This is a genomic window from Paenibacillus sp. CAA11, from assembly GCF_003060825.1.
GTDB lineage: Bacteria > Bacillota > Bacilli > Paenibacillales > Paenibacillaceae > Fontibacillus.
Map to the genome: position 1 here is coordinate 3,421,791 of NZ_CP028922.1, position 21,119 is coordinate 3,442,909.

Consider the following 21,119-nt stretch of genomic DNA (forward strand, 5'->3'; position numbering starts at 1 on the left):
ACGCCCCTTCTTCCATCACATCTCGATAAAGGAGCAACTTCATGAATTTCCGAACATTAAAACAGCTTGCCGAATTAGCGGAAACCCGGGATTGTTCACTGGGACAGCTTATGCTTGACGAACAATGTCTGGAATCGGGCGAAGACAGAGAAGCCATATTTAAACAAATGTCAGACTATTATCAGATTATGAAGGATGCCGTACGGCAGGGGATCTCTACCGATACTACCTCCAAAAGCGGCCTGACTGGAGGCGATGCCCACCGGATGCACGGATACCGCTCGGACGGTGAATCGCTGCTTGGCGATCATGCCAGCCTGGCCATGACCTACGCGCTAGCTGTATCAGAGGTCAATGCCTCAATGGGCCGGATCATCGCTACACCTACTGCGGGCTCTTGCGGAATCATTCCCGGCGTACTCATCAGCAGCCAGGAGCGATTCGGATGGAGCGACGAGCAGATGGTCTATGGGTTATTCGCTTCCGGTGCGATTGGTTATGTGATTGCGAACAACTCCTTCATTTCCGGAGCCGAAGGCGGCTGTCAGGCTGAGGTCGGCTCGGCGATCGGCATGGCTGCAGGCGCCCTGGCCGATATCCGCGGCGGCACTCCGGCCCAGGCTATTCATGCCGTCGGCCTCGCACTGAAGAATACGCTGGGCCTGATCTGTGATCCCGTCGCCGGACTGGTGGAAATTCCATGTATCGTCCGCAACGGTTTTGGGGCAATCACCGCGCTGGGTGCCGCCGATATGGCGCTTGCGGGAGTGCGCAGCATCATTCCGTCCGATGAAGTCATACAGGTGATGCTGGAGGTGGGCTCAGCCATGCCGGAATCGCTGCGGGAGACGGCCGGAGGCGGTCTGGCACAGACACCGACCGGCCGGCAAATTACCCGGGACTTACTGCAGCGGCCCTGAACAAAATATAAAGACCGTGAATAGCTCCCAGCGACAGGGCGAGGGAGTTATTCGCGGTCTTCATTTTTCTTCTTATTCTCATAAAATTAATTGGATATACACATCCGTGGTTGATGAAAGGTGATTTAATTTCTATCCTATTTTCAAATCTCGTTCTTCAAAAATCTCTTTTGCCACAAAGATTGCATTAAGAACTCTTGGGAAGCCCGTATAAGGGATGCAGTGTATGATTGCATCAACTACCTCTACTGGCGAAAGACCAACATTAAGTGCAGCGTTGATGTGGACATTAAGTTGTGGTTCACAACCCTCTCCGAAATGTTATCCGCGGGGTATGCAGCTACAAGTGGGTCATAAACGAAGCGGAAGCAAGACGTAAAACCCAAGCGAAAGAAGTTAGTCGACGTATTGAAGCAGGGGAACGTGTTTCCGCTTTAGATTTACTTTTTGATTTTACAAATAAAGAAAGGGTACTCGGGAAAAGCATCATAAATATTCTTTTGTTCTAACTGATAATTGGTTTGCTTAAGATAACCTTCTAACATTGCCATTGAAGAGTATTTTAAGTTTGCCATAAACATGAGATACCCACCATGCTTTAGCAAGCTAAAACATGAATCTAAACACCTCTTGAAATCCCCTGTCTCATTGATAGCTGACCCTATTAAGGTTACAATATCATATTTTTCTTTAGGTAAGTCAGAATCGAAAATACTTTTACACAATACTTTTGAAGGGTTAGGATGTCCTTCCCGTTGTTGTCTATAAGCAAATATTTCACAAATTTCATTGTTGATATCAATACTTGTTAAATGTCCTCTGCCTTTGAGCCAATATCCAAGATAATCATCCCAATCTCCTGTTCCAATACCAACATTACAAACTTGGATTCCATCAGTAAGTGTAAATGTCTTCCTTACATAATCCCTTGTAATTAACTCAGTATGGATACATTGCGGCGACAAATTCCATTCACCAGCTTCAGGACTTTTAAGTTCAAGGTAGAAATTAAATAATTTTTCATCCAAATTCACTTGCTAAACCTCCTCATCTCATCTTATGTAGAGAAAACAATTCAACATAGACCCGAAATATTCCTTCCCAGTATCTGCTATTGTGCGCTCCGATGTAAATGAGGTCCTCCACGTCTTCTCCGTTATTATCGTTTTTTGAGAATATGGACACGATGCCATATCAAAAAAATAAACCAATTACGATCGATCCCGATTCGAATTGGTTTACCTTTGCGTTTTACATTTAATCTGTAATTGTTTATCAATTATTTGTGCCCATTCAGGTAATTCATTTAAATAATATTTCACCCCACTTTTATCTGATCCAAGAATAATCTCACCAGCAGCTTTACTATTATCAATAACTAACAATTGATCTATTAGGTGTAAGTGAGACAACAAATTTTTCATACTCGTTACATTTCGTCTGATAATATCCTCGGTGTCAATATGATGACCACCATTCTTCACGCGCATAGCAACACGTTCAATATTTAGCTGAACATCTCCTAGTCCCACATAAAACATAATGATTTCGAAGCCTTGCTGCTTTGCAGCTTTCATCTGTCTTAAAACGTTACCGCCCGCTAGAGTAGTTTCCACAGTAAAATCCCACTTATTTCGGATACATTCTCTGGCTATTCTTATAGCTTCTTTACCGGCAGATACCTTACTCATTTCAGGATTTCCGTTATTAATTTTGCGGGCGAGTGCGTCCGGATCAATATTCACACTTACCCCAATCCGGTCAACAATCAAGTTACGGATTGTGCTCTTACCGCTTCCATTATTACCAGCAAAAACAAACATCGTTGCAGTTGTCTCATTCATGAGTAAAGTCCCGTTCCTTCAATTTCTCAATTTTACCCGTGCTATATTCTTTAACGATTTGCCCCTCATTTGTCTTATATACAATATATGTCCCATTTGCTTTAGCATCCAATTTCGCACGTTCTCCCGTTAATCGAATCAATTTAGCAAGGTCCTGAGTAAAATTATTCATCATTATACATACACCTCATTTTCACTTATAATTCGATTATACCACAGCGTCATTTACATCAGCTTAATTCGTGTGCACCGGAGGATTCATACAATCGACAAAAGGGCCAAATTCTTGTCCCAAGAATAGAACAGGAATTTGACCACAAAATTTTATGGTATGCTCTCACCGACATGTTTTTGTGAAAAGTGTTTATTCTTCTTCTTGTAGAATCAGCAAGAATCCTTCTATATTCAACACAGAATCTGCAGCCCATTAAACTCCTTCACTTCTTCTTATAAAACTCATGATACAGCTTCATGAGCGCCCTCTTCTCAATCCGCGACACATAGCTGCGGCTGATGCCCAGCTCCTTGGCGATCTCGCGCTGCGTGCGCTCTTCCCCGCCATGCTCCAGGCCGAACCGGCCCTTGATTACCTCTTGCTCCCGCTCATCTAGAATATCAAGATTCTGATAAATCTTGCTCTTCTCCATCTTCAGCTGCACACGTTCGACGACATCATCTGCCTCTGTGCCAAGGATGTCAATCAATGTAATTTCATTTCCTTCTTTATCTGTCCCGATCGGATCGTGAAGGGAGACGTCCTTGCGGGTTTTCTTCAGAGAGCGAAGGTGCATGAGAATTTCATTCTCTATACAGCGGGCTGCGAACGTAGCCAGCTTAGTTCCCTTCCCCATGCGAAAGCTCTCAATGGCCTTGATCAGGCCAATCGTTCCGATGGAGATGAGGTCCTCGGCGTCTTCTCCGGTATTATCGAATTTTTTGACGATATGGGCTACAAGCCTCAAATTATGCTCAATCAGAATATTACGGCTGTCAGGATCTCCTTCAGCCATCCTCAGTAAATGCCTCGTCTCCTCCTCCTCTGTTAGAGGCTGGGGAAACGCATTATTTTTCACATACGAGACAAGCAGGGTAAGCTGTTTGATGAACAAGGCAATTGCGCTGAACAGTCCGGGCAATGTCGACACCTCCTGAAGAATACGTGCGGCTTTTGCTCTACGTCTGTTCATTGTATGTGGGCCCGTGCCTACTCGTGCCTGTACGGGGGAAAAAGAAATAACTGTATCAAAAAGTTATCGCTTTGGTATCGTATTGCATAAGTCTTGTTAGGGGCGTTGATCTATCGTCCGGTACACAAAAAAACAGAGAACCCCGTCCTAAACCAAGGACAGGGTTCCCGATGATTGCTCTACATTCGTGCAGGAGATTTTTTCGTTCAAAAATGGCCTGGCTTTATCACGCTGTCTTCCTTCATAACATGGGGCATCTTGGGAAGTGCGGCGAGCAGCAAGGGGATCAATACCGCCATTCCTACTGCAAACACAATATATGGGATCGTATGACCGAAGGAATCGAACAAAAATCCTCCTAGCGCTGCTCCGAGAATAGCCCCGATATTGGCGCCTGTTGAATATTTGCCGTAGTCATCACCAATGCTGTGCCCGGAAATACCCTTCATAAACATCGCATCCAGCGAAAAGGCAAGCATAGAAGAGGAGAGGTTAAAGAGCGTCCAAAACAAAGTGAACATGCTGAGCTTGGAGGACAACAGAACGGCGACAATTGTTACGACAGACAACACAGCGGATACAATGACCGCCCTGCGGTGCCCCATCCGATCGCCAAGTCTGCCAAGATATGTACCCGAGAATGAGAATATCAGCAAGGGCAGCAAGAAAGTAATGGCGATTTCTTCAATGTCAGCATCAAATACATCTTGCAAATAAGGGATCAATAAGACGGTGATCATGCTGGAGATAAGCTAGATCAGCAAATCCATCATCCAGATTCTGCGCTTCTCAGGGGATAAAACAACCCTTTGTGTTTGGGATTTCACCAATCGCTTTGGCTCCGCCGTTCTAATCGTTAAGGTGTACAAAAGGGTCAGTAAGGCGGCTGCTCCACAGACCGTATACAGTACCTTCCAGCCAGGTAGCAACTCATAATTGCTTAAGATGTAAAAGCTCAATCCGACACCGATGAGCCCGCCAAGATTGCTGTTGCTGCTGAAGCGTCCCAGCTGCTGGGCGTAATTCGTATTCGTATCAGCTATGATTCCATATATGGAGATGCCTAGAAAAATACTTGCAATCGCGCTCAGCACTCTTGCCGTCATTAGCAGCGAAAATTGATCGGCCCAAACCTTCCGAAGAATGCCTCCCTCATGTGATTGGTTGCCTATCTTAAGTATTTGTGTGCTTGAGCCTGCCACCTACCGTATAAACACTTCTATCTCTTCTTCCAAATCCGCCTCCCATACACTTCCCCTGAACAGAGTTAGTTGAGAATTTCAATATATTTCATGAAGCCATAAAATCAAAGGGATTATATATGTAATTCTCCCATTTTTATGCTATAGTTTGTTTCATACGGCATTAAAAAATTCAAATATACCCTAGGAGCTCATATGGTTATCGCTATTATAGATGACGGTGTTCATGCGCCCACACCGAATAATTTAATATTCTCCTTGGCCGTCGATGAGCATGGAGGAATTGCACCACATACCGGCTACACAGACGTTCTAAGCCACGGAAGCATATGCGCAGCCATTGTTCGGAAGTACGCTCCAGATGTAAGAATAGGAAGTATAAAAATCTTGGACAGCACAACAAGAAAAGGGGACTGCGCAAATCTCGTAACAGCAATCTATTGGTGCATTGAGCATCATATAACCATTATTCATTTAAGCTTAGGAACAGTAGCCGCCTATGATTATCCGCCCCTGCTAAATGCAGTCAATGCCGCGTATCAGCACGGAATCATCATCGTCTCTGCCTGTAAAAATGGTAGTCCCAGCTCCTACCCTGCCTCCTTCTCCAATGCTATTGGTGTTCAATGTGATTGTGCTCTTGAAGCTGATGACTACTACGCGCGCGAACCGAATGATCATGGCATTGATTTTTCCGCTAGTGCTAAGCATAAAATACAGGAACTTATTCCCACACCCTTTCAAGGATCAACCCCAGTTTGTAATAGCTACGCTGCTCCAGTAATTACTGCAAGGGTTTATAATATATTGTCGAACTATCCGAACCTGACTTTAGATCAAGTCAAAAGAGAACTGAATAACACCAGCAGACAGGTTGTCTCCTCGTATAACCCTTTGCTTTATAAGCAGTCAGATTGGTTCCATCGTGTCAAGCTACTGGTCGTAAGTGACGCACCTGTACCTCTAGACAATCTACGTCAATGGAATGTAGATCACATCGTACCTGTTCAATCCGAGTCAGCATTGCAGAATCTGCTTTCTTCCAGCTCAGACAGTTTACCTGCGGCCATTCACTCCAGCCAGCTCTTACACCCGGACCAATGGATCGCAGCGGCCACCTCTCCACTGATCTTTCTAAACAGACCACACATTCAAGACTGGAAAGCACAGAAGGATCGTATCTATATTCCAACCTTAATCGATGATTATGCTACGAGACAACCCATTCATAATGAACGTCCTGTCATCGCCATACTTCAGGATATTAGCCATTCAGATTATCCGCTCGGCTCCAGGCTAAAGGAAATGTTTATTCAAAATCATTACTCGGCTTTGTACTTTTCAGAATTCCCGATTGATATTCTTATTGGTGCTGTGTACATAGACAATCCGGAATTTTACTCCTACCACTGCTTGAATATGGCTGAGTGCTTAGGTGCGGATTTACTTCTTATGCATACGACGATGGAGAATATTCAAACACTCCATCCGGATGTTATCCTCTGTGATGATTCTCATGCTAGTTATCTAACCAATGAATTAAGGAACGACGCTCAAGTTATATTTACAAATTCCCATAGCCTCGAACAATTATTTCACAGCCTTTGTGCAGTCATTTGTGAATAAAAAAACAACGAGGATTAGTTTAATCCTCGCTGCTCATTTTTAAATGATAAATCCACTGTCGGTTTTACGATTTAGTCCGAAGTTATACAGCTCATATACATAGTTATAATTATATTCAAGAGCTGCTGTTTGGGTCTGATTTAGTGGTGTTGATAAGGCAGCCATAGAACCCAAATTAGATTCAGTCGCTAATAAGCCTAATTTCTTGTTTGTTTGGTTTGTCTTAACTCCTTCGTTCATGGTATCCTCGCCCGACTTTTTTTTGGACTTGGCAGGTCCATCACACACCGTTTCGTGAAATCCAATTTCACCATCAGCTGTAATCGTTACTAACTGCGACATACTTTTCACGGACTCTGGATCAATGGCGGCATTAAGACGAACATCATCATCGAAATATTTTTGAACCTTTGCGGCGATTTCTTTAGCGTATTCTGGATCTCTGTCCATTTTCCCTTGAACACTAGGATGGATCATAACAACATGAAGACCATTTGGAATCCTTTCCAAATCACTTTGTACCCAAGGCTCATATCCTGTAGCTAGGCTCGCTTTGGGCCTCCAGGATTTCAGTTCGTTAATCGTACTGTCTGTAATTTTATCCCCGTAAAGCTTAGAGGTTGGGAAATCCAGCCGGTTCCAGTATTTGAACTCAGAGGCATCCAGCACTTGATATTTCAAGCCAGGATACCGCTCCTTCAGGCTCTGTTCTGCACTCACCCATGGAGTTGTACTCTTTGTACTCTCTGTACTCTTTGCACTTTCTGCTTTCAAGATCGTGGCCTTCAACAAGTTTTGAAAATCAAGTGTAGACACGCTGCTGTTGAGATGATTCGTATGATTTAACAAGTTAGAATAATTGAAGGCGGTAATTCCTTGCATATTCACTTCTTTTCCTCCCTGTACAGAATCGTTACTCCCTCGATTACCATAAAAGCAGCTTGAATTACATATATTACATTTATCGGCTAAATTACGGAATTTGTTAAGTCATATTTATCAGCTTGTAAATGATATAGTCTGGCATACTCTCCGCTTAATCTCATGAGCTCCTCATGCGTGCCCTGTTCTGTAATCCTTCCTTCCTGCAAGAAAATAATCCGGTCAGCCATATGAACAGCAGATAGACGATGTGAGGTATAAAGGGCTGTCTTATCCAGCCAAAGAGAACGGATACTTTCAAACATCGCATGTTCTGCTTCCGGATCAAGCGAAGCGGAGGGTTCATCAAAAATAATGACAGAACATGAGCGATAAAGGGCTCTGGCAAGGGCTATTTTTTGACTCTGCCCCCCTGATAACTCCATCCCCTGCTCACTAAAAAATTTCGTTACATAAGAATCAAGTCCTTCAGGAGCTTGCTTAAAAATAGAATTCGCTCCAGCCTGTTTTAAAGTATCTATAATCTCTTGATCGCTGCTAGATTTATGTGAATCAGAGATTGTAACATTTTCTCTTAAGGAGAATGAGTAGTTTACATATTGCTGAAACAAAGTACTGAACTGCCTGCGCAAGCTGTCCAGATTATATTCCTGAATAGCTATACCATTAATATGGATGCTCCCTTCCGTGACATCGTAAAAGCGGAGCAACAGCTTGATGAGGGTACTCTTCCCGGCACCATTGGTTCCTACTAGACAGATTTTCTCACCTGCATGGACTGTAAAACTAAGGTTGCGCAGAATGTAATGATCTGTACCTGGATATTTGAAGCTAACGTCCCGAAATTCTATCGATACAGGGCCAACTAACTCTGCCTTTCCCTCGTCCAACACCGAATTACGGTATAGGCTAAACCGCTGCAAGGTGTCCATTTTTAATTTATCTCCGTAAATAGACATCCCCGTCTGAATAACTGAATACAATCCCCCTGTCAGCTGGGCTAACAGACCTGTATACAAGGCATAATCCCCGATCGTTCGCTCTCCTAATATAATGTCTTGTGCAAGAAGTACTAAGATAATTACGGAAACACATTCTGGCAGGACATTTAAAATGACGGTGATCGAGGTTTTTCGTTTTAACACTTTTCTTTTTCCCGCAAAATGCAAATCCCAGATCCCCTTGTATTTCTTCATCAGCATATCCCCCAAACGGAACAGCCTGATGTCGCTGGAGAACATTCTCTCACCCGATATCCACCGGATGTAATCCATTTGTCTTTCTCTTGGCGATTGCTCTAGACTCCACATATATAATAGTCTGGTGTATTTTTGGTTGGCTATTATTGTAGGTAGAATGGTTAAGGTGATCACGATCGCAAATAATATATTTTCTTTGGAGAAAAGTACCCAAGCGCTGACTAGGCCCACCATGGCCCCAATAAATTGAAACACATTCCAGACTACATTATTTAGAGCATAGACATCTCGTTCCACGGCATGAAGGGTATCCTGGTATTGGGGAGCATCGAAGAATTGAATATCCATTCCCAGCTTCTTGCTCATTAATTCTACATTTAAATGATTCTGCAATAAGCTTTCTTGCATTGTCTGCGTGTATTCATGGACCTTGGAAAGAATCACCGTAACTAGACTCACCATCCCTAAGGACATCAGGAAGAAAATAAGGTGCAAGCTTTGATCTTCCAAGCGAGTCAAGGCGTCGATCAAGTATTTATTCAGCACAACAGTAGCCAAAGGAAGCAGCGCAAGAATAACCTGTATGATGATATTGCAAGCTGCATAGCCCCTCGCCGCAGTCCAGCAAACCTTTAACGAGAATACAATAGCCCGGACAAGGCTTTTCGTTCCTTTCATAAGCATCGCCTCATGAACACTAGATTTATGAGACAACTTGCAGACTTGTTAAACGATTAATTTCACAGAGCAGTGCATGATACGTTACCAGTTTCATTTCATCGATCAGCTCATCTGGAAATCGGATATTAAAGGCCTTTTCCACCTCCAGAATTAACACTGCAAAATGTCTTGCTTTCATATAAACGGGCTCTTCAAAAAACAAATTGTCCTTGAAGTCTTTCGGAAATGAATATGAAAACAATTGAACAAATAACTCATCTAATTTCTGTTCATTATCCATTTTCTCACCTCATTAGATTGCTATATAGTTACCTAGCATTTGTAAGGTCTCAATCAGATGCTCACAAAGAGAGTTGCCGGAATTATCCGTATGATCAAAGTAAAAATTTCGCGGCAATTGCGCAGGTCTCTTCTCAGAAACATAGAACCTGAGCGCACTAGTTGAAATGCTGGCCGCATCTATGAGACTGTTCGATACTGCAAAAGCATTAATATCAATCTCAAACTTATATTTCGCAATTTCCTGTAGCTGATCTGCAAAGGATTGATCATAGAAATTATGAAAAAGCTTCATCACAGCATAGTCACAGTGAACAGCATTAGAAATAATATAAGGGAATACTCCAAAATTCCCGTTATGCCTTTCATCGAGCGGCATCATTTCACCGGGCAGACCGATAATCATAATGTCCGGCTTTTCCTCAAGCTCGAGTCTTCGGATGAAGTGGTTGAACAGGAATATTTTATCGGTAACTGAATACTGCTTAGCCTGCATAAAATTAGGAAACGAAATCAATTCGTCAAGATCCGTTTCATTCTTCCGCGTTAGAATCGTCTTCACTTTATATCCGGCTTGCCCTATGCCCTGATGCAGATATAAGATCGTATCGAGCTTCTCCGTATGCTCGAACATGCCGAACACAAATACAATGGGGGTCTGAATACGAAGAATAGTAGGCGTATAATCCGGTGAAGCCGGCTCCCGTTCCTGACTTTCTATAAGTGTTCCGTACGTCTTGCATAGCTGTGAGCATTCATAATACTCCTCAGCAGTTAGAGCACGGGTGATCCGGATAGTTTTCTTCTCTTTAGCTGCCTGTTCAATAATAGGCAAAATCGTGCTGGAGAAATCAATCTCGCCATTCGAGTTCACAATCCACACGGTGTCAAACTCTGAAAAATCAGTACATTCGCTGATATCCTTAACTGTAAGCGTTCTCTTATCATAAACAGATATCGTTTTATTGACATAGAACCACCCCTTGGGGGCATAGCAAGCTACACTCGATTTTCGTTCCAGCAGGTCCGAGTATTTCAAGAAGGGCAAGTACTCTCCATCAACGGGAAAAATCATCAACCGTTCGTTTGTCATCCTCGTTCCTCCCCCCATTAAAATTTTATATTTTCATACTTCTCAAACTCGCAGCCATACGTTTGCAAAACAATATAGTCCTTCATCATTTCCTCGACAGAGGTTTTCACTCGCTCACATTCACTTAGCCGTTTCTCCTTGGAAATCTCCGTAACCCCATCTGCAAAGGCAACACACTGCGTACAAAAGTGGAAGGCCCAGCATTCAGAGCATTCTTTTTCGGTAGCTTGTCCAACATTAAGCAGCCTTTTCGCTGCGGCGATGTCAAAACCACTCTCCAGACTTCCCATCTTCATTACCGGAGAGGTTTCACTGACCCTTTCACACGGATATAAATTCCCTTCTACATCCACGAACAATTTATGCTGACCCGGTACACATGGACCCCCGGGATGCAATTTTCTCCGCGTCATATCAATTGCGGTGCGATGACAAAAGGTATCCGCTAGTTGATTGGCATAAGCTTCTGCCATTCTTGAAGTCATTTCAATCGGGATTCGGCCTACTCCGTATAAGAAGATCTTGGCCTTCTCATATTCATTAATGATCTCATTCTGCTTACATGTAGGCAGCGGCCTCTGCTTCATATTCACATCATTGACTGAGGTCAATTGATAGGTAAATCTGCTGACCTGGCTATCTTCCTTGAAAAAGCGAACCACACTCTCCAGATCAGCGTCATTGGATACAACGGTGCTAATGATGAATTTTTCCGTAGGAACATCCGGAATAGATTCCAGCATACCTTGAAGATTGCCCATCACACTTTCAAAACTACCTTGACCATTCACATATACACGATTCAAATCGTGAATGGCTTGGGGACCGTCTATACTGATCGATATAGAAAAGTTGTTATCCAGCAAGTATTGTGCTACCTTCCTATGAAGAAGCGTGGCATTGGTCGTAATATTAAACTGTAAATTTTTACTCGGAAACAGCTTATAGCTGTACTCGACACATTTTTGAATTAAATCGAATTCCAGTAGAGGTTCTCCACCATAAAAACCAATCATAACTTCCTTATCACTTTCACCGCTATGCTCATATAGAAAATCCAATGCCCTCTTAGCCGTCTCCCAATCCATCCGTTTATTGTTATGTACTCTATTTACGTAGCTTCCGGAAAACACGCAATATTTACACCTTAGATTGCAATTTTGCGTGACCTGCAGACAAATCCGTGAAAGCTCATGCTCAAGAATATTCTCAAGCTGATCCGTCATCACATGTTCTATTTCCACATCGGCCTGCTGCTGCAGCAGCCCCGCCTGGAGCATGTCCTGCACGACATGCAAAAGCTGTGAATTGAGCTCCGGCACCGGGGATGCATTCTTCAGTACAGCATCCAAATAAGTATAAATCTCCTGATTCGTCTCAATAATCTTGTTCGAATTCACATCGTAAATATAATAGGCATTCATCACTTGGAATAGCTTTATAAATGGTTTTTCCTGAAACATTATTCGGGTCCCCCATTCATTTGCTGATTATGTTTAAGAGCTGCTAAAAATATAGCAGCCCTTAAGCAAAATCTTATAATTTAACTACCAATTTGAAGCCCGGCATACTGCATGTTAAATGTAGAGCTGCTAGCTGTAGTCAGTGCATTTCGATGTGTTGCGGAAGAATTCGTTCTGCAGGTACACTTTGATGTAGCACAAGGACAAGTACCGCAACTGCAGGCATAAGCCATTAATGTACCTTGTGTGCTGTTAATCTTTTTTCCTAATTTTTTCATGAGTCGCCCTCCTTCCCTATGATTTCCATTCATTCCGTAGAACAAATGAATTAATAGTGCAAAGATGACTGATTCTTGAAAAGCAACACAATTAAACCATATAATGGTTTTTATATCAATGATATTTTTAATTGAAAAAAGATGTTAATTTATGCAGACATAAAGGATCTATAATAGATTGCATTTCCTTTTATGATTTATATAGAACGCAATTAAAAAACAAACTCCTTTACTCTAACCTCCAAATCGGGTAATTAACAGTAAGACCAACCCAAGGTGGCGATAAAAATGAAAAACGAAGAAATTGAGCGTTTGAACTTACCATGAAAGATACATCAGATAAACGGCTTTACGAAAGGTACCTGGCCGTAAGGTTGCGATTAGAGGGACATACGTTTGCAGAGATCGGTAATTTACTCGGTCGCATTCGTCAAACCATCAGCAACTATTGGAGAAGTTATCAAACCCAGATCCTTTCTGGACTAGAAATGGGCCACTCCCCTGGACAACCGCCTAAGCTCACGGAAGAGCAACGCATCCAATTAGCCGCTATGCTGGAGCAGAACCAGCCAGCCGATGTAGGGTTTGAAGCTCGTTACACCTGGACCCTGCCACTCATGGATCAAGCGAGAGTTTGGGATCATGATGAGTGTGCGCGGAATCAGCTCTATGCTAAAGACGCATGAACTTCAGCTTCACCAAAGCAACCTATACGCTGGCCAACGCCGATGAGGAGGCCCAGGCGTTTTTCCGCAAGCACACCTTTGCCCAGCTTAAAAAGCGGGTGGAGGCCGAAGAAATCGATCATCTGCTGTTTGAAGACGAATCGATGATTCGTTCCTATGGGAAGCACGAAGGGGCAAAGATGCTTGGCGCGATCAATTATGAAACCGGACAGGTGCATCATCGTGAAGAAGAAAAGGCCGATGTGGCTGCCTTTATTCGGTTCCTCGAAGACCTTCCGTTGGCGTACCCGAACGGAAAAATTGCTATGATTTTAGATCACAATCGGATTCATCATGCCACCGGGTTGCAACCTTTTCTAAAGAAACATCCGCGCTTGCACTTGGTCTTACTGCCTCCGTACAGTCCAAATCTAAATCCAGTCGAAGGACTTTGGCTGTAGCTCAAATCAGATGTGGTCAACAACGTCTTTTTTGAGAAGTTCTATAGGATTAAGCTCCATGTTAGCCAGTTTATAAAGCGAATCAATAAGCATCCGATGGAAACTATCGATCGCCTATTAATTAGGTTTTAATCTTAATTGCGTTCTATATAAGGTTATAAAATAGAAAGGAAGCCGACTTAAAATCGGCCAGAATAAGTTAAGCTATATCCCTTTTTATAAAACTGCGTATACCATATATCAGTAAAACCATGAAAGTTCCAATAACTAGTGTATAAAATAAGAAATAAGATTGAATAGGCGATTCATCTTCAGGTGACATTGCTAGCATAGGTTGCGTCCAAGGATAAATCTGCCCTAAAGGTGTGCTAGCAACAATAATCGCTGGAAGAGTAAAAACAATACTAACAGCTAATGGTATACCAAATGTTTTTGCTCTTATAGAAATAATTAGTTGAAGTAGAATCAATGGCAAGCACGCTAAAATGCCCCTAATCATGAATCCAAGTATTTTAAAAAATGGAATACTACCTTCTACTCCTTTTAAATAACCAAATCCTATGAAAAAGATTAATAAGATTAGCATTGAGATAACAACCATTTTTACCACTGTTAGAAATTTCCCTAAAAAGATTTCTGAGTGTTTGATTGGTAATGCTAATAGCTGTTTCCATCCACCCCCGATATGTTCACTCCTACAAACAAGGGCTGCGTATATCCCAACCATGATTGGTAATACAAAAGGACCCATAAATAACGCTACTTGTGTCCATACTTCAATCCATTCATTATCTCCTGGCTGCATAAAAAGATCATAGTTTTTAAAGAAATTAATATAAGCCAGGAATACACCTAAAAGGGGACCTATGATGTAAAGTAGCCACAACTTGGAGCGTTTTAATTTTAATCGTTCAACATATAAGACATTTTTCAAAGTAATCTCCCCTTACTGGACATTCCGTTTAGCAAAATGTTTAGAACCTATAAACATAAGGATTATACCTAATATCAAATTGATGACGAGGTAGGTTGAAAAATCCGGGTTAGTCCCTATGCCCTCATATTGCAAAATAACCGTTGATGATTGGATTGGATAAGCCAGAGGGAACCACCGTGTCGTTTGAGCAGCAGCTAAAAACAGACCCATAATAGCCGAAACTGATCCAATAAGAATTGAGAATGCCTGATTTTTAATTGTCATGGATAACCAAAATTGAAAGGCCATAATTGGTAATACTGTAATTAACATACCGTAACAATCGCCTATCAATAAGCCCCATGGAATATCTCCTTCAAATGCTAATACTTTTCCTAGTAAAACCATGCCAATCAGAAAAATAGTGGTGGAAAGGAATAGGCTAATGGTTAGCCAAATAAATTTACTCAAATAAATTTTACCCCTTGATATAGGCATTGAAAGGGTTTGTTTCCATCCATTTGCCTGATGTTCGATATTTGCTATAACTGACGCAGCAAGTGTAACGGCCAATGGGAAACCTAGACCAAATAACAAACTATTGTCGTACAATACATACATCCACATAGAACCTGCACCGAACATCTCAACTTGTTTTTCAACAAACCCGGAACGATAGGTGAGATTTACCAACTCATATGCCAAGATAAGTAACGGAACCAATAAAACGATAATTAATAACGATGAACGTTTTAATTTTAATTTATCTGCCGATAATATATTTTTCATAAGCTTCCCTCGGTACCAGTTAATTCTAAGAAGATATCTTCAAGTGTTCTTTTCACTTCTTCAAGTCGATAAACAGATACACCCGAATGAACTAGAATAGAGTTAATTTCGGAAACAAATGCTGGTTCAGTTTTAGATAACCACAAGAAATCACCTTGTAAATCTGCCTTTAAGTTTCGTTCTTTTAATATTTCATTTGCTTTCATTACATCACTAACTCCAACTTTTAGTAGAGGCTTCCGTTTCTGCCTTAAGCATTGAATCGAATCTTGGAAAATTATTTTTCCATTATTAATGATCCCTACTTGTGTCGCCATTTGATCTATTTCACTCAACAAGTGACTAGAAACAAGGACACTCATTCCAGCCTCCGGTAATTCTTTAATCAACTCTCTAATCTCTTGGATACCAGATGGATCTAAACCATTGGTCGGTTCGTCCAGTATTAATAAATCCGGATTACTAAGCAATGCTGCAGCAATCCCTAGACGTTGCTTCATTCCAAGCGAATATTCCTTGGCTAGCCTATTAGCCACCTTGGTTAATCTCACGATTTCCAACACTTCATTTACACGTTTTTCTGGAAGATCACGTAACCGGCGAACGGCTTCTAAATTTTCACGTCCGGTTAAGTTTCCATAGTAGGTTGGGGACTCCACTAAAGATCCAATCCGTTGTAAAATTTGTAAACGGTTTTTGTTTAGGTTTTGACCAAAAATTTCAATATTACCCTTTGTAGGCTTTATCAAACCCAGCAACATCCGAATCGTTGTTGTTTTTCCAGCCCCATTAGGTCCAAGAAATCCATAAATTTGACCACGTTCAATTCGCAAATTTAATCCATCTACAGACGTGTGCTTTTTATACTTTTTGGTTAGATCATTAGTCATCAAAATTTGATCATTCATCTGTTCCTCACCTCGTTTCTATCGTAAACGAAATTTATTAAACGAGAATGAAACTTTTCCTAAACATTTGCTTAACGGCTTGTCCCAAATATTTTCCCTAAATTAATTTACATTCTTAGAACGCCAAGGGTTATATAATTATTTTGACTATTCAGAAACCTAAACAGGATATTAATTCTTATCTCAACAGCTTTTTTTATTTGGCTTTAATGTAAAATAATAATTGAGATAGGAAGGAGGGTTAAGTGTGACTTTAAAACTTGAGGATCATAAAATTTTGATGGTTGATGATGATCAGTACATTTTAGACTTATTAATAACCGTTTTTGAAAAGGAAGGTTTTCAAAACATCCTAACAGCTACTAATGGAGCAGAGGCACTTTTCATAACAACGCAAAATAACCCACACATTATCTTGTTAGATGTGATGTTACCTGATACAGATGGCTTTACTCTATGTAATAAAATTCGTTCGGAGACAGATGTACCTATACTGTTTCTTACTGCTAAAACCACAGATTTAGATAAATTGCAGGGGTTTAGTTTCGGAGGAGATGACTATATTACAAAGCCTTTTAATCCATTGGAAGTTGTTGCTCGAGTCAAAGCACAATTAAAACGTTCTACTAAAATTCCATCCCAGTATTCACGAAAAAGGATTTATGATTTTGGCTTTTTTAATATAAATCCTAATACAGGAAAACTTATTGTAAATGGTGAAAGAGTAGAATGTCCTACTCAAGAAATGAAACTTTTACTTTATTTTTGTGAACACCCTAACCAAATTTTGAGTAAACATCAAATCTATAAGGATGTATGGGGAGAATTGTATGGTGGGGATAGTACAGTGATGGTACATGTACGGCGTTTACGTGAAAAAATAGAAGAAGATCCTAGTAGACCTAAATGGTTAAAAACAGTTCGAGGACTAGGCTATATATTTGAAGTAGCTACAAATGAGGATTTATTGTGAAGTTAAGAAATCGTGTCGCCTATTACTTCGTATCACGTATTTTCTGGTTAATGCTTATTTGGGGTTTACTTATTGTGATCAGTATTTTTCTTTTCAGCTTCTTTCTTGGACATAACAAAACTGAGACTCCACGATTATCGATTAGTAAAATAGTGGAGCATACGAATGTCGTTGATCAAGGACTCTCAGTAAACTCCAAAATAAAAGAAAATTTAGTAAAAAATAAAATGTGGATACAAATATTGGATGAAAAAGGGAGTGAAGTCTTTTCCTTTAATAAACCCAAAAGTATTCCCATTCATTATATTCCTGGCGAACTAGTATCTGATTACTTGTATCCTGCCAAAAAGGGCTATCAGCTATCTACATGGTATAAAACTATTGGTGATCAAAAGTTAACATGGGTTTTAGGGAAACCAATGACAGATAATAATCCCTTTCTATACTGGGCGAATAATCTATGGAGTCTTGCCATTATTATAATTGGTATTTTAATTGCCTTATTTTTTGGAAGACAATTAGGTGCTCCTTTACTGTATATTGTATCTTGGATTGAAAATCTATCTAAAGGAAAATACGAGAAACCTTTTAATAATTGGAATCTAAAGTCAAAAAGACGCTGGCGAAATAAAACCAAATATAAAACATATGAGGAATTGATGCAAGCCCTTTCTGATCTTACGTCAACTCTTCAAAGAAATACAGAAGAACGAAAGTTATTAGAAAAAACAAGGGAAGAATGGCTTACAGGAGTATCACATGATCTTAAAACCCCTTTGTCTGTTATCAAGGGATATACTGTACTACTATCTTTACATGAATATGACTGGGAACAAGATAAGGTACGTCACTTTTCCAAAATCATGGAAGAGCGAGTAGAGTATATGGAGCAACTAATTGAAGACTTCAACTTAACTTTTCAATTGAAAAATGATGCTGTTCCGATACAGCTCGAGCAAAAAGACCTTGTAAATGTCCTTAAAGATATTTTGGAACAACTGAAGAGATTACCAGAATCAAAAAATAAGGCGTTTTTATTTGAGACGAATAAAGAACAAATATATTTTAATATGGATTCGAAATACTTAAATCGAGCATTTGAAAACTTAATTGCTAATAGTATCAAACATAATCCACCCGGAACAAAAATTAAGGTCATACTCCACGAAGACCGGTCTCAACCTGGACAAGTTCGCATTTTAATTGAAGATGATGGAGTCGGTATGGATCAAGAAACTGTTGAACACTTATTTGACCGGTACTTCCGAGGGACAAGTGCAACTTCCAATAATTCCGGAACAGGATTAGGAATGGCAATTGCAAGGCAAATCATTATAGCTCATAGTGGAGATATTAAAATAAACAGTAAGCTTCACCAAGGAACCCAGTATCAAATTACTTTCCTGCTTGAATAATTTAAGAAGGTGCTTATGGTAAGTTTGGTAATGGGACTTCCTCTATTTGGTGCTAAATGACTTTATTATCATTACACAATATTTATGTCTTTTTATCCAATAAAATAAAAGCCGATGATGCCTTAGCGTAGGAAATTCGGCTTTTTTCATGTCGAAATTTGCTTGGCGTATGTTTTGCGCTTGGATACCTGCAGTTGATCTACAAAAAGTCGTTCGGACTTTCATGCATGGATGATGTTTCCGGTAGTAATGCGGACTTTGGGACGTCTGTTTCTCAAGTTATATAGATTGACTAAAGTTTTACATTGAATTTTCTGTTATCACGGGCTAATACGGTCCTATAACGTTCATTTCTTTAGTTCATTCTATATAGGTATTAAGCATGTTCAGCAAGGCTGAGCAATTCTCTTACGGTAACAAACTGATATCCCTCAGCAGCCAACTCCTTCACCAGAATCCGAACAGCCTCTATCGTTTGTGACCGGCTGCCATATCCGTCATGAAAAATAAGAATACTACCGTTCTCAACGCTTCGCCGCGTTTGCTCTATAATAAAATCAGTGCCTGGCTGCTCCCAGTCCCTCGCTTCACCGTTAACACACCCTATGGACTGATACCCTAATTCCGCAGCAAGTGCAAGAACATAGTGGTTCACTGCAAAAAACGGTGGCCGAAAATTCGAGGCAAATGCTCCCGTCAATTGGCGAATTCGCTCGTTCGTAAGCTGCAGTTCCGCCCTTGCTTCCTCCGGAGTGAGCTTTGTCAAATCGGGATGCGTATAGGTATGATTGCCAATCTCATGTCCGGCCGCATAAACTTCCGCTGCAATGTCCTCATAAGCATCGATCTGCTGGCCAATCATAAAAAAGGTTGCTCTGCCGTTAACCTTGCGGAATATATCCAGCAACTGTCTTGTATATAACGGGTCAGGACCATCGTCAAACGTAAAGGCAACGGCTTTCTTCGAGATAGGAACCTTGTCTACCAATTTAAATTGGAACACTATGCTCACACTCCCTCTGTTCACTTATACACTATGTCCTAAAAACGAAAGCGTCAACACAGCAATGGACATCGGCGGCAGTGTGACAGACAAGCCGTCAGCCCCCGCCCCTTTGACCGCCCCGAATGCTTGCGGCTTCACCGTCTCCGGCTGCTTAAAAGTGTTATGCGCATTCATATCGCTGTGTGTAAGCACTCGTCCACTGATATCCGGGGTCCCAGGCAAACCTCGCAGCTACAGCGCTGCTTGTGCTTCACGGTTCGGGTCGACATTGCAAAAGCTGATGTCGATCGTACCGTCAGTCCGTCTGGATGCAGACGCGCTGACCTGAGGAATGGCTTCGCCCTCTACGGTGTACTCACCCGTCTCAAGGTGAAGCGCAAGCGCCTCAGCATCCTGATGGACCTTAAACATCTCGAATACATGATAAGTAGGAGTCAATACCATTTTATCGCCTTCTGTTAAAATCATGGCTTGGAGCACGTTGACCGTCTGAGCGATATTCGCCCTATGGACACGGCTTGCGTGACGCTGGAAAGCATGGAAATGCAGGCCTGCGACAAGGGCATCACGAAGTGAGTTCTGCTGGTACAGAAATCCAGGGTTCGTACCTGGTTCCACCTGGAACCAGGTGCCCCATTCGTCGATGATTAGGCCAACCCGTTTCTTTGGATCGTACTGATCCATGATCGCCGAGTGGCGAGCAATCAGTTCGTCCATCCGGAGCGCCTGCTGCATGGTTTCGAACCATTCTGCTTCGTCGAAGCCAACCGCCGGACGCTTGATCTCAAAACCGCCGGGTACGGTGTAATAGTGAAGACTGAGGCCGTCCATATGCCCGCCAGCTTCGCGCATCAGCGTTTCCGTCCAATTATAGTCATCCGCATTTGCACCCCCGGCTATCTTATAAATGCGATTCTCACCATAATTGCGTACATAGGTCTGAAACCTGCGGTATTCGTCGGCATAATAGTTGGGGCGCATATTGCCTTTCGCAGCCCCAGTTTTCATTTCCAACACCAAAGTACTTCAGCTTCCAAGGCTTCTCTCGGCCGTTTGCCTTCCTCCAATTAGCCATTGGCGACTCGCCGTCATAAGTCATGTATTCGACCCACTCCTGCATCTCCTGAACCGTCCCGCTGCCAACATTTCCACAGATGTAAGGCTCTGCACCGAGCAGCTCGCATAGGTCAAAAAATTCATGTGTGCCGAAATGGTTATTTTCCACAACACCGCCCCAGTGCGTATTAACCATGCGTTTGCGCTGCTCCCTTGGACCGATGCCATCCTTCCAGTGATACTCATCAGCAAAGCAGCCGCCCGGCCAGCGAAGGC

Annotated in this window: 20 protein-coding genes and 3 pseudogenes; 5 read left to right on the forward strand and 18 right to left on the reverse strand. The window is 41.7% G+C overall.

Going from position 1 to position 21,119, the window contains the following annotated elements; translation table 11 throughout:
• The first annotated feature begins 41 nt into the window (after positions 1-41).
• Positions 42-920: an L-serine ammonia-lyase, iron-sulfur-dependent, subunit alpha gene (sdaAA, locus tag DCC85_RS16020; protein WP_108466484.1), complete on the forward strand. Its 879-nt coding sequence runs from the start codon at positions 42-44 to the stop codon at positions 918-920.
• 132 nt (positions 921-1,052) lie between these two features.
• Here the strand turns inward: sdaAA and DCC85_RS16025 are convergent.
• From DCC85_RS16025 to DCC85_RS16055, 7 genes and pseudogenes are all read right to left on the reverse strand, one after another.
• Positions 1,053-1,229: pseudogene (locus DCC85_RS16025) on the reverse strand (carboxymuconolactone decarboxylase family protein); the annotation flags it as partial.
• 131 nt (positions 1,230-1,360) lie between these two features.
• Positions 1,361-1,954 (reverse strand): class I SAM-dependent methyltransferase, encoded by a 594-nt coding sequence (locus tag DCC85_RS16030; RefSeq protein ID WP_108466485.1) that lies wholly within the window; start codon positions 1,952-1,954, stop codon positions 1,361-1,363.
• Between the two features lie 204 nt (positions 1,955-2,158).
• Positions 2,159-2,764 carry an ATPase gene (locus tag DCC85_RS16035; protein WP_108466486.1) on the reverse strand — a complete coding sequence of 202 codons (606 nt, stop codon included), beginning with the start codon at positions 2,762-2,764 and terminating at the stop codon, positions 2,159-2,161.
• Complete coding sequence (locus tag DCC85_RS16040; RefSeq protein WP_108467916.1) at positions 2,757-2,936, reverse strand: hypothetical protein; 180 nt, start codon at positions 2,934-2,936, stop codon at positions 2,757-2,759. Before DCC85_RS16040 ends, DCC85_RS16035 begins: the two co-directional genes overlap by 8 nt.
• A 265-nt stretch (positions 2,937-3,201) precedes the next feature.
• Complete coding sequence (gene sigK, locus DCC85_RS16045) at positions 3,202-3,900, reverse strand: RNA polymerase sporulation sigma factor SigK (protein ID WP_108466487.1); 699 nt, start codon at positions 3,898-3,900, stop codon at positions 3,202-3,204.
• 257 nt (positions 3,901-4,157) lie between these two features.
• Entirely contained in the window at positions 4,158-4,691 is a 534-nt protein-coding gene (locus DCC85_RS16050) for an MFS transporter (RefSeq protein ID WP_108466488.1), read from the reverse strand.
• A gap of 12 nt (positions 4,692-4,703) precedes the next feature.
• Positions 4,704-5,057 (reverse strand): hypothetical protein, encoded by a 354-nt coding sequence (locus DCC85_RS16055; RefSeq protein WP_159081899.1) that lies wholly within the window; start codon positions 5,055-5,057, stop codon positions 4,704-4,706.
• 291 nt (positions 5,058-5,348) lie between these two features.
• Between DCC85_RS16055 and DCC85_RS16060 the strand changes: the two genes are divergently transcribed.
• Positions 5,349-6,779 carry a S8 family serine peptidase gene (locus DCC85_RS16060; protein ID WP_108466490.1) on the forward strand — a complete coding sequence of 477 codons (1,431 nt, stop codon included), beginning with the start codon at positions 5,349-5,351 and terminating at the stop codon, positions 6,777-6,779.
• Positions 6,780-6,818: 39 nt separating this feature from the next.
• Here DCC85_RS16060 and DCC85_RS16065 read toward each other — a convergent pair whose 3' ends face one another.
• The 6 genes from DCC85_RS16065 to DCC85_RS23735 all read right to left on the reverse strand — a co-directional run bounded on the left by DCC85_RS16065 (position 6,819) and on the right by DCC85_RS23735 (position 12,687).
• Positions 6,819-7,667, reverse strand: coding sequence for a hypothetical protein (locus DCC85_RS16065; protein ID WP_159081900.1), 849 nt, complete (start codon positions 7,665-7,667; stop codon positions 6,819-6,821).
• Between the two features lie 80 nt (positions 7,668-7,747).
• Positions 7,748-9,538: an ABC transporter ATP-binding protein gene (locus DCC85_RS16070; RefSeq protein WP_159081901.1), complete on the reverse strand. Its 1,791-nt coding sequence runs from the start codon at positions 9,536-9,538 to the stop codon at positions 7,748-7,750.
• 25 nt (positions 9,539-9,563) lie between these two features.
• Complete coding sequence (locus DCC85_RS16075) at positions 9,564-9,821, reverse strand: hypothetical protein (RefSeq protein WP_108466493.1); 258 nt, start codon at positions 9,819-9,821, stop codon at positions 9,564-9,566.
• A gap of 12 nt (positions 9,822-9,833) precedes the next feature.
• The gene (locus tag DCC85_RS16080) at positions 9,834-10,913 is read right to left on the reverse strand and encodes a TIGR04066 family peptide maturation system protein (protein ID WP_159081902.1); all 1,080 of its coding nucleotides are present in this window, start codon (positions 10,911-10,913) and stop codon (positions 9,834-9,836) included.
• 17 nt (positions 10,914-10,930) lie between these two features.
• Positions 10,931-12,376 (reverse strand): Cys-rich peptide radical SAM maturase CcpM, encoded by a 1,446-nt coding sequence (gene ccpM / locus DCC85_RS16085; RefSeq protein WP_108466495.1) that lies wholly within the window; start codon positions 12,374-12,376, stop codon positions 10,931-10,933.
• Between the two features lie 80 nt (positions 12,377-12,456).
• Complete coding sequence (locus DCC85_RS23735; protein WP_442789499.1) at positions 12,457-12,687, reverse strand: CLI_3235 family bacteriocin precursor; 231 nt, start codon at positions 12,685-12,687, stop codon at positions 12,457-12,459.
• A gap of 290 nt (positions 12,688-12,977) precedes the next feature.
• Between DCC85_RS23735 and DCC85_RS16095 the strand changes: the two are divergent.
• A pseudogene (locus DCC85_RS16095) lies at positions 12,978-13,912 on the forward strand (IS630 family transposase).
• Positions 13,913-13,979: 67 nt separating this feature from the next.
• Here the strand turns inward: DCC85_RS16095 and DCC85_RS16100 are convergent.
• The 3 genes from DCC85_RS16100 to DCC85_RS16110 are packed head-to-tail and all read right to left on the reverse strand — an operon-like array spanning position 13,980 to position 16,393.
• The gene (locus DCC85_RS16100; protein ID WP_108466497.1) at positions 13,980-14,714 is read right to left on the reverse strand and encodes an ABC transporter permease; all 735 of its coding nucleotides are present in this window, start codon (positions 14,712-14,714) and stop codon (positions 13,980-13,982) included.
• Between the two features lie 12 nt (positions 14,715-14,726).
• On the reverse strand, positions 14,727-15,485 hold the full coding sequence (locus DCC85_RS16105; RefSeq protein WP_108466498.1) for an ABC transporter permease: 759 nt from the start codon (positions 15,483-15,485) through the stop codon (positions 14,727-14,729).
• Positions 15,482-16,393 carry an ABC transporter ATP-binding protein gene (locus DCC85_RS16110; protein ID WP_108466499.1) on the reverse strand — a complete coding sequence of 304 codons (912 nt, stop codon included), beginning with the start codon at positions 16,391-16,393 and terminating at the stop codon, positions 15,482-15,484. The genes DCC85_RS16105 and DCC85_RS16110 overlap by 4 nt, the downstream gene beginning before the upstream one ends.
• Positions 16,394-16,673: 280 nt before the next feature.
• Between DCC85_RS16110 and DCC85_RS16115 the strand changes: the two genes are divergently transcribed.
• Together DCC85_RS16115 and DCC85_RS16120 are read left to right on the forward strand one after the other, a co-directional pair.
• Positions 16,674-17,366 (forward strand): response regulator transcription factor, encoded by a 693-nt coding sequence (locus tag DCC85_RS16115; RefSeq protein WP_108467917.1) that lies wholly within the window; start codon positions 16,674-16,676, stop codon positions 17,364-17,366.
• The gene (locus DCC85_RS16120) at positions 17,363-18,781 is read left to right on the forward strand and encodes a sensor histidine kinase (RefSeq protein ID WP_108466500.1); all 1,419 of its coding nucleotides are present in this window, start codon (positions 17,363-17,365) and stop codon (positions 18,779-18,781) included. The genes DCC85_RS16115 and DCC85_RS16120 overlap by 4 nt, the downstream gene beginning before the upstream one ends.
• A 376-nt stretch (positions 18,782-19,157) precedes the next feature.
• Here the strand turns inward: DCC85_RS16120 and DCC85_RS16125 are convergent, their stop codons facing one another.
• Positions 19,158-19,784, reverse strand: coding sequence for a polysaccharide deacetylase family protein (locus DCC85_RS16125; protein ID WP_108466501.1), 627 nt, complete (start codon positions 19,782-19,784; stop codon positions 19,158-19,160).
• Positions 19,785-19,808: 24 nt separating this feature from the next.
• A pseudogene (locus DCC85_RS16130) lies at positions 19,809-21,117 on the reverse strand (alpha-N-arabinofuranosidase); the annotation flags it as partial.
• Between the last annotated feature and the right edge of the window lie 2 nt (positions 21,118-21,119).

Excerpts from the sequence above, each read along its gene's own strand:
- sdaAA (WP_108466484.1), top strand. The coding sequence starts at position 42 with ATGAATTTCCGAACATTAAAACAGCTTGCCGAATTAGCGGAAACCCGG.
- DCC85_RS16035 (WP_108466486.1), bottom strand. The coding sequence starts at position 2,764 with ATGAATGAGACAACTGCAACGATGTTTGTTTTTGCTGGTAATAATGGA.
- DCC85_RS16040 (WP_108467916.1), bottom strand. The coding sequence starts at position 2,936 with ATGAATAATTTTACTCAGGACCTTGCTAAATTGATTCGATTAACGGGA.
- DCC85_RS16050 (WP_108466488.1), bottom strand. The coding sequence starts at position 4,691 with ATGATCACCGTCTTATTGATCCCTTATTTGCAAGATGTATTTGATGCT.
- DCC85_RS16055 (WP_159081899.1), bottom strand. The coding sequence starts at position 5,057 with ATGACGGCAAGAGTGCTGAGCGCGATTGCAAGTATTTTTCTAGGCATC.
- DCC85_RS16060 (WP_108466490.1), top strand. The coding sequence starts at position 5,349 with ATGGTTATCGCTATTATAGATGACGGTGTTCATGCGCCCACACCGAAT.
- DCC85_RS16070 (WP_159081901.1), bottom strand. The coding sequence starts at position 9,538 with ATGAAAGGAACGAAAAGCCTTGTCCGGGCTATTGTATTCTCGTTAAAG.
- DCC85_RS16075 (WP_108466493.1), bottom strand. The coding sequence starts at position 9,821 with ATGGATAATGAACAGAAATTAGATGAGTTATTTGTTCAATTGTTTTCA.
- DCC85_RS16080 (WP_159081902.1), bottom strand. The coding sequence starts at position 10,913 with ATGACAAACGAACGGTTGATGATTTTTCCCGTTGATGGAGAGTACTTG.
- ccpM (WP_108466495.1), bottom strand. The coding sequence starts at position 12,376 with ATGTTTCAGGAAAAACCATTTATAAAGCTATTCCAAGTGATGAATGCC.
- DCC85_RS23735 (WP_442789499.1), bottom strand. The coding sequence starts at position 12,687 with ATGAATGGAAATCATAGGGAAGGAGGGCGACTCATGAAAAAATTAGGA.
- DCC85_RS16105 (WP_108466498.1), bottom strand. The coding sequence starts at position 15,485 with ATGAAAAATATATTATCGGCAGATAAATTAAAATTAAAACGTTCATCG.
- DCC85_RS16110 (WP_108466499.1), bottom strand. The coding sequence starts at position 16,393 with ATGAATGATCAAATTTTGATGACTAATGATCTAACCAAAAAGTATAAA.
- DCC85_RS16115 (WP_108467917.1), top strand. The coding sequence starts at position 16,674 with ATGGTTGATGATGATCAGTACATTTTAGACTTATTAATAACCGTTTTT.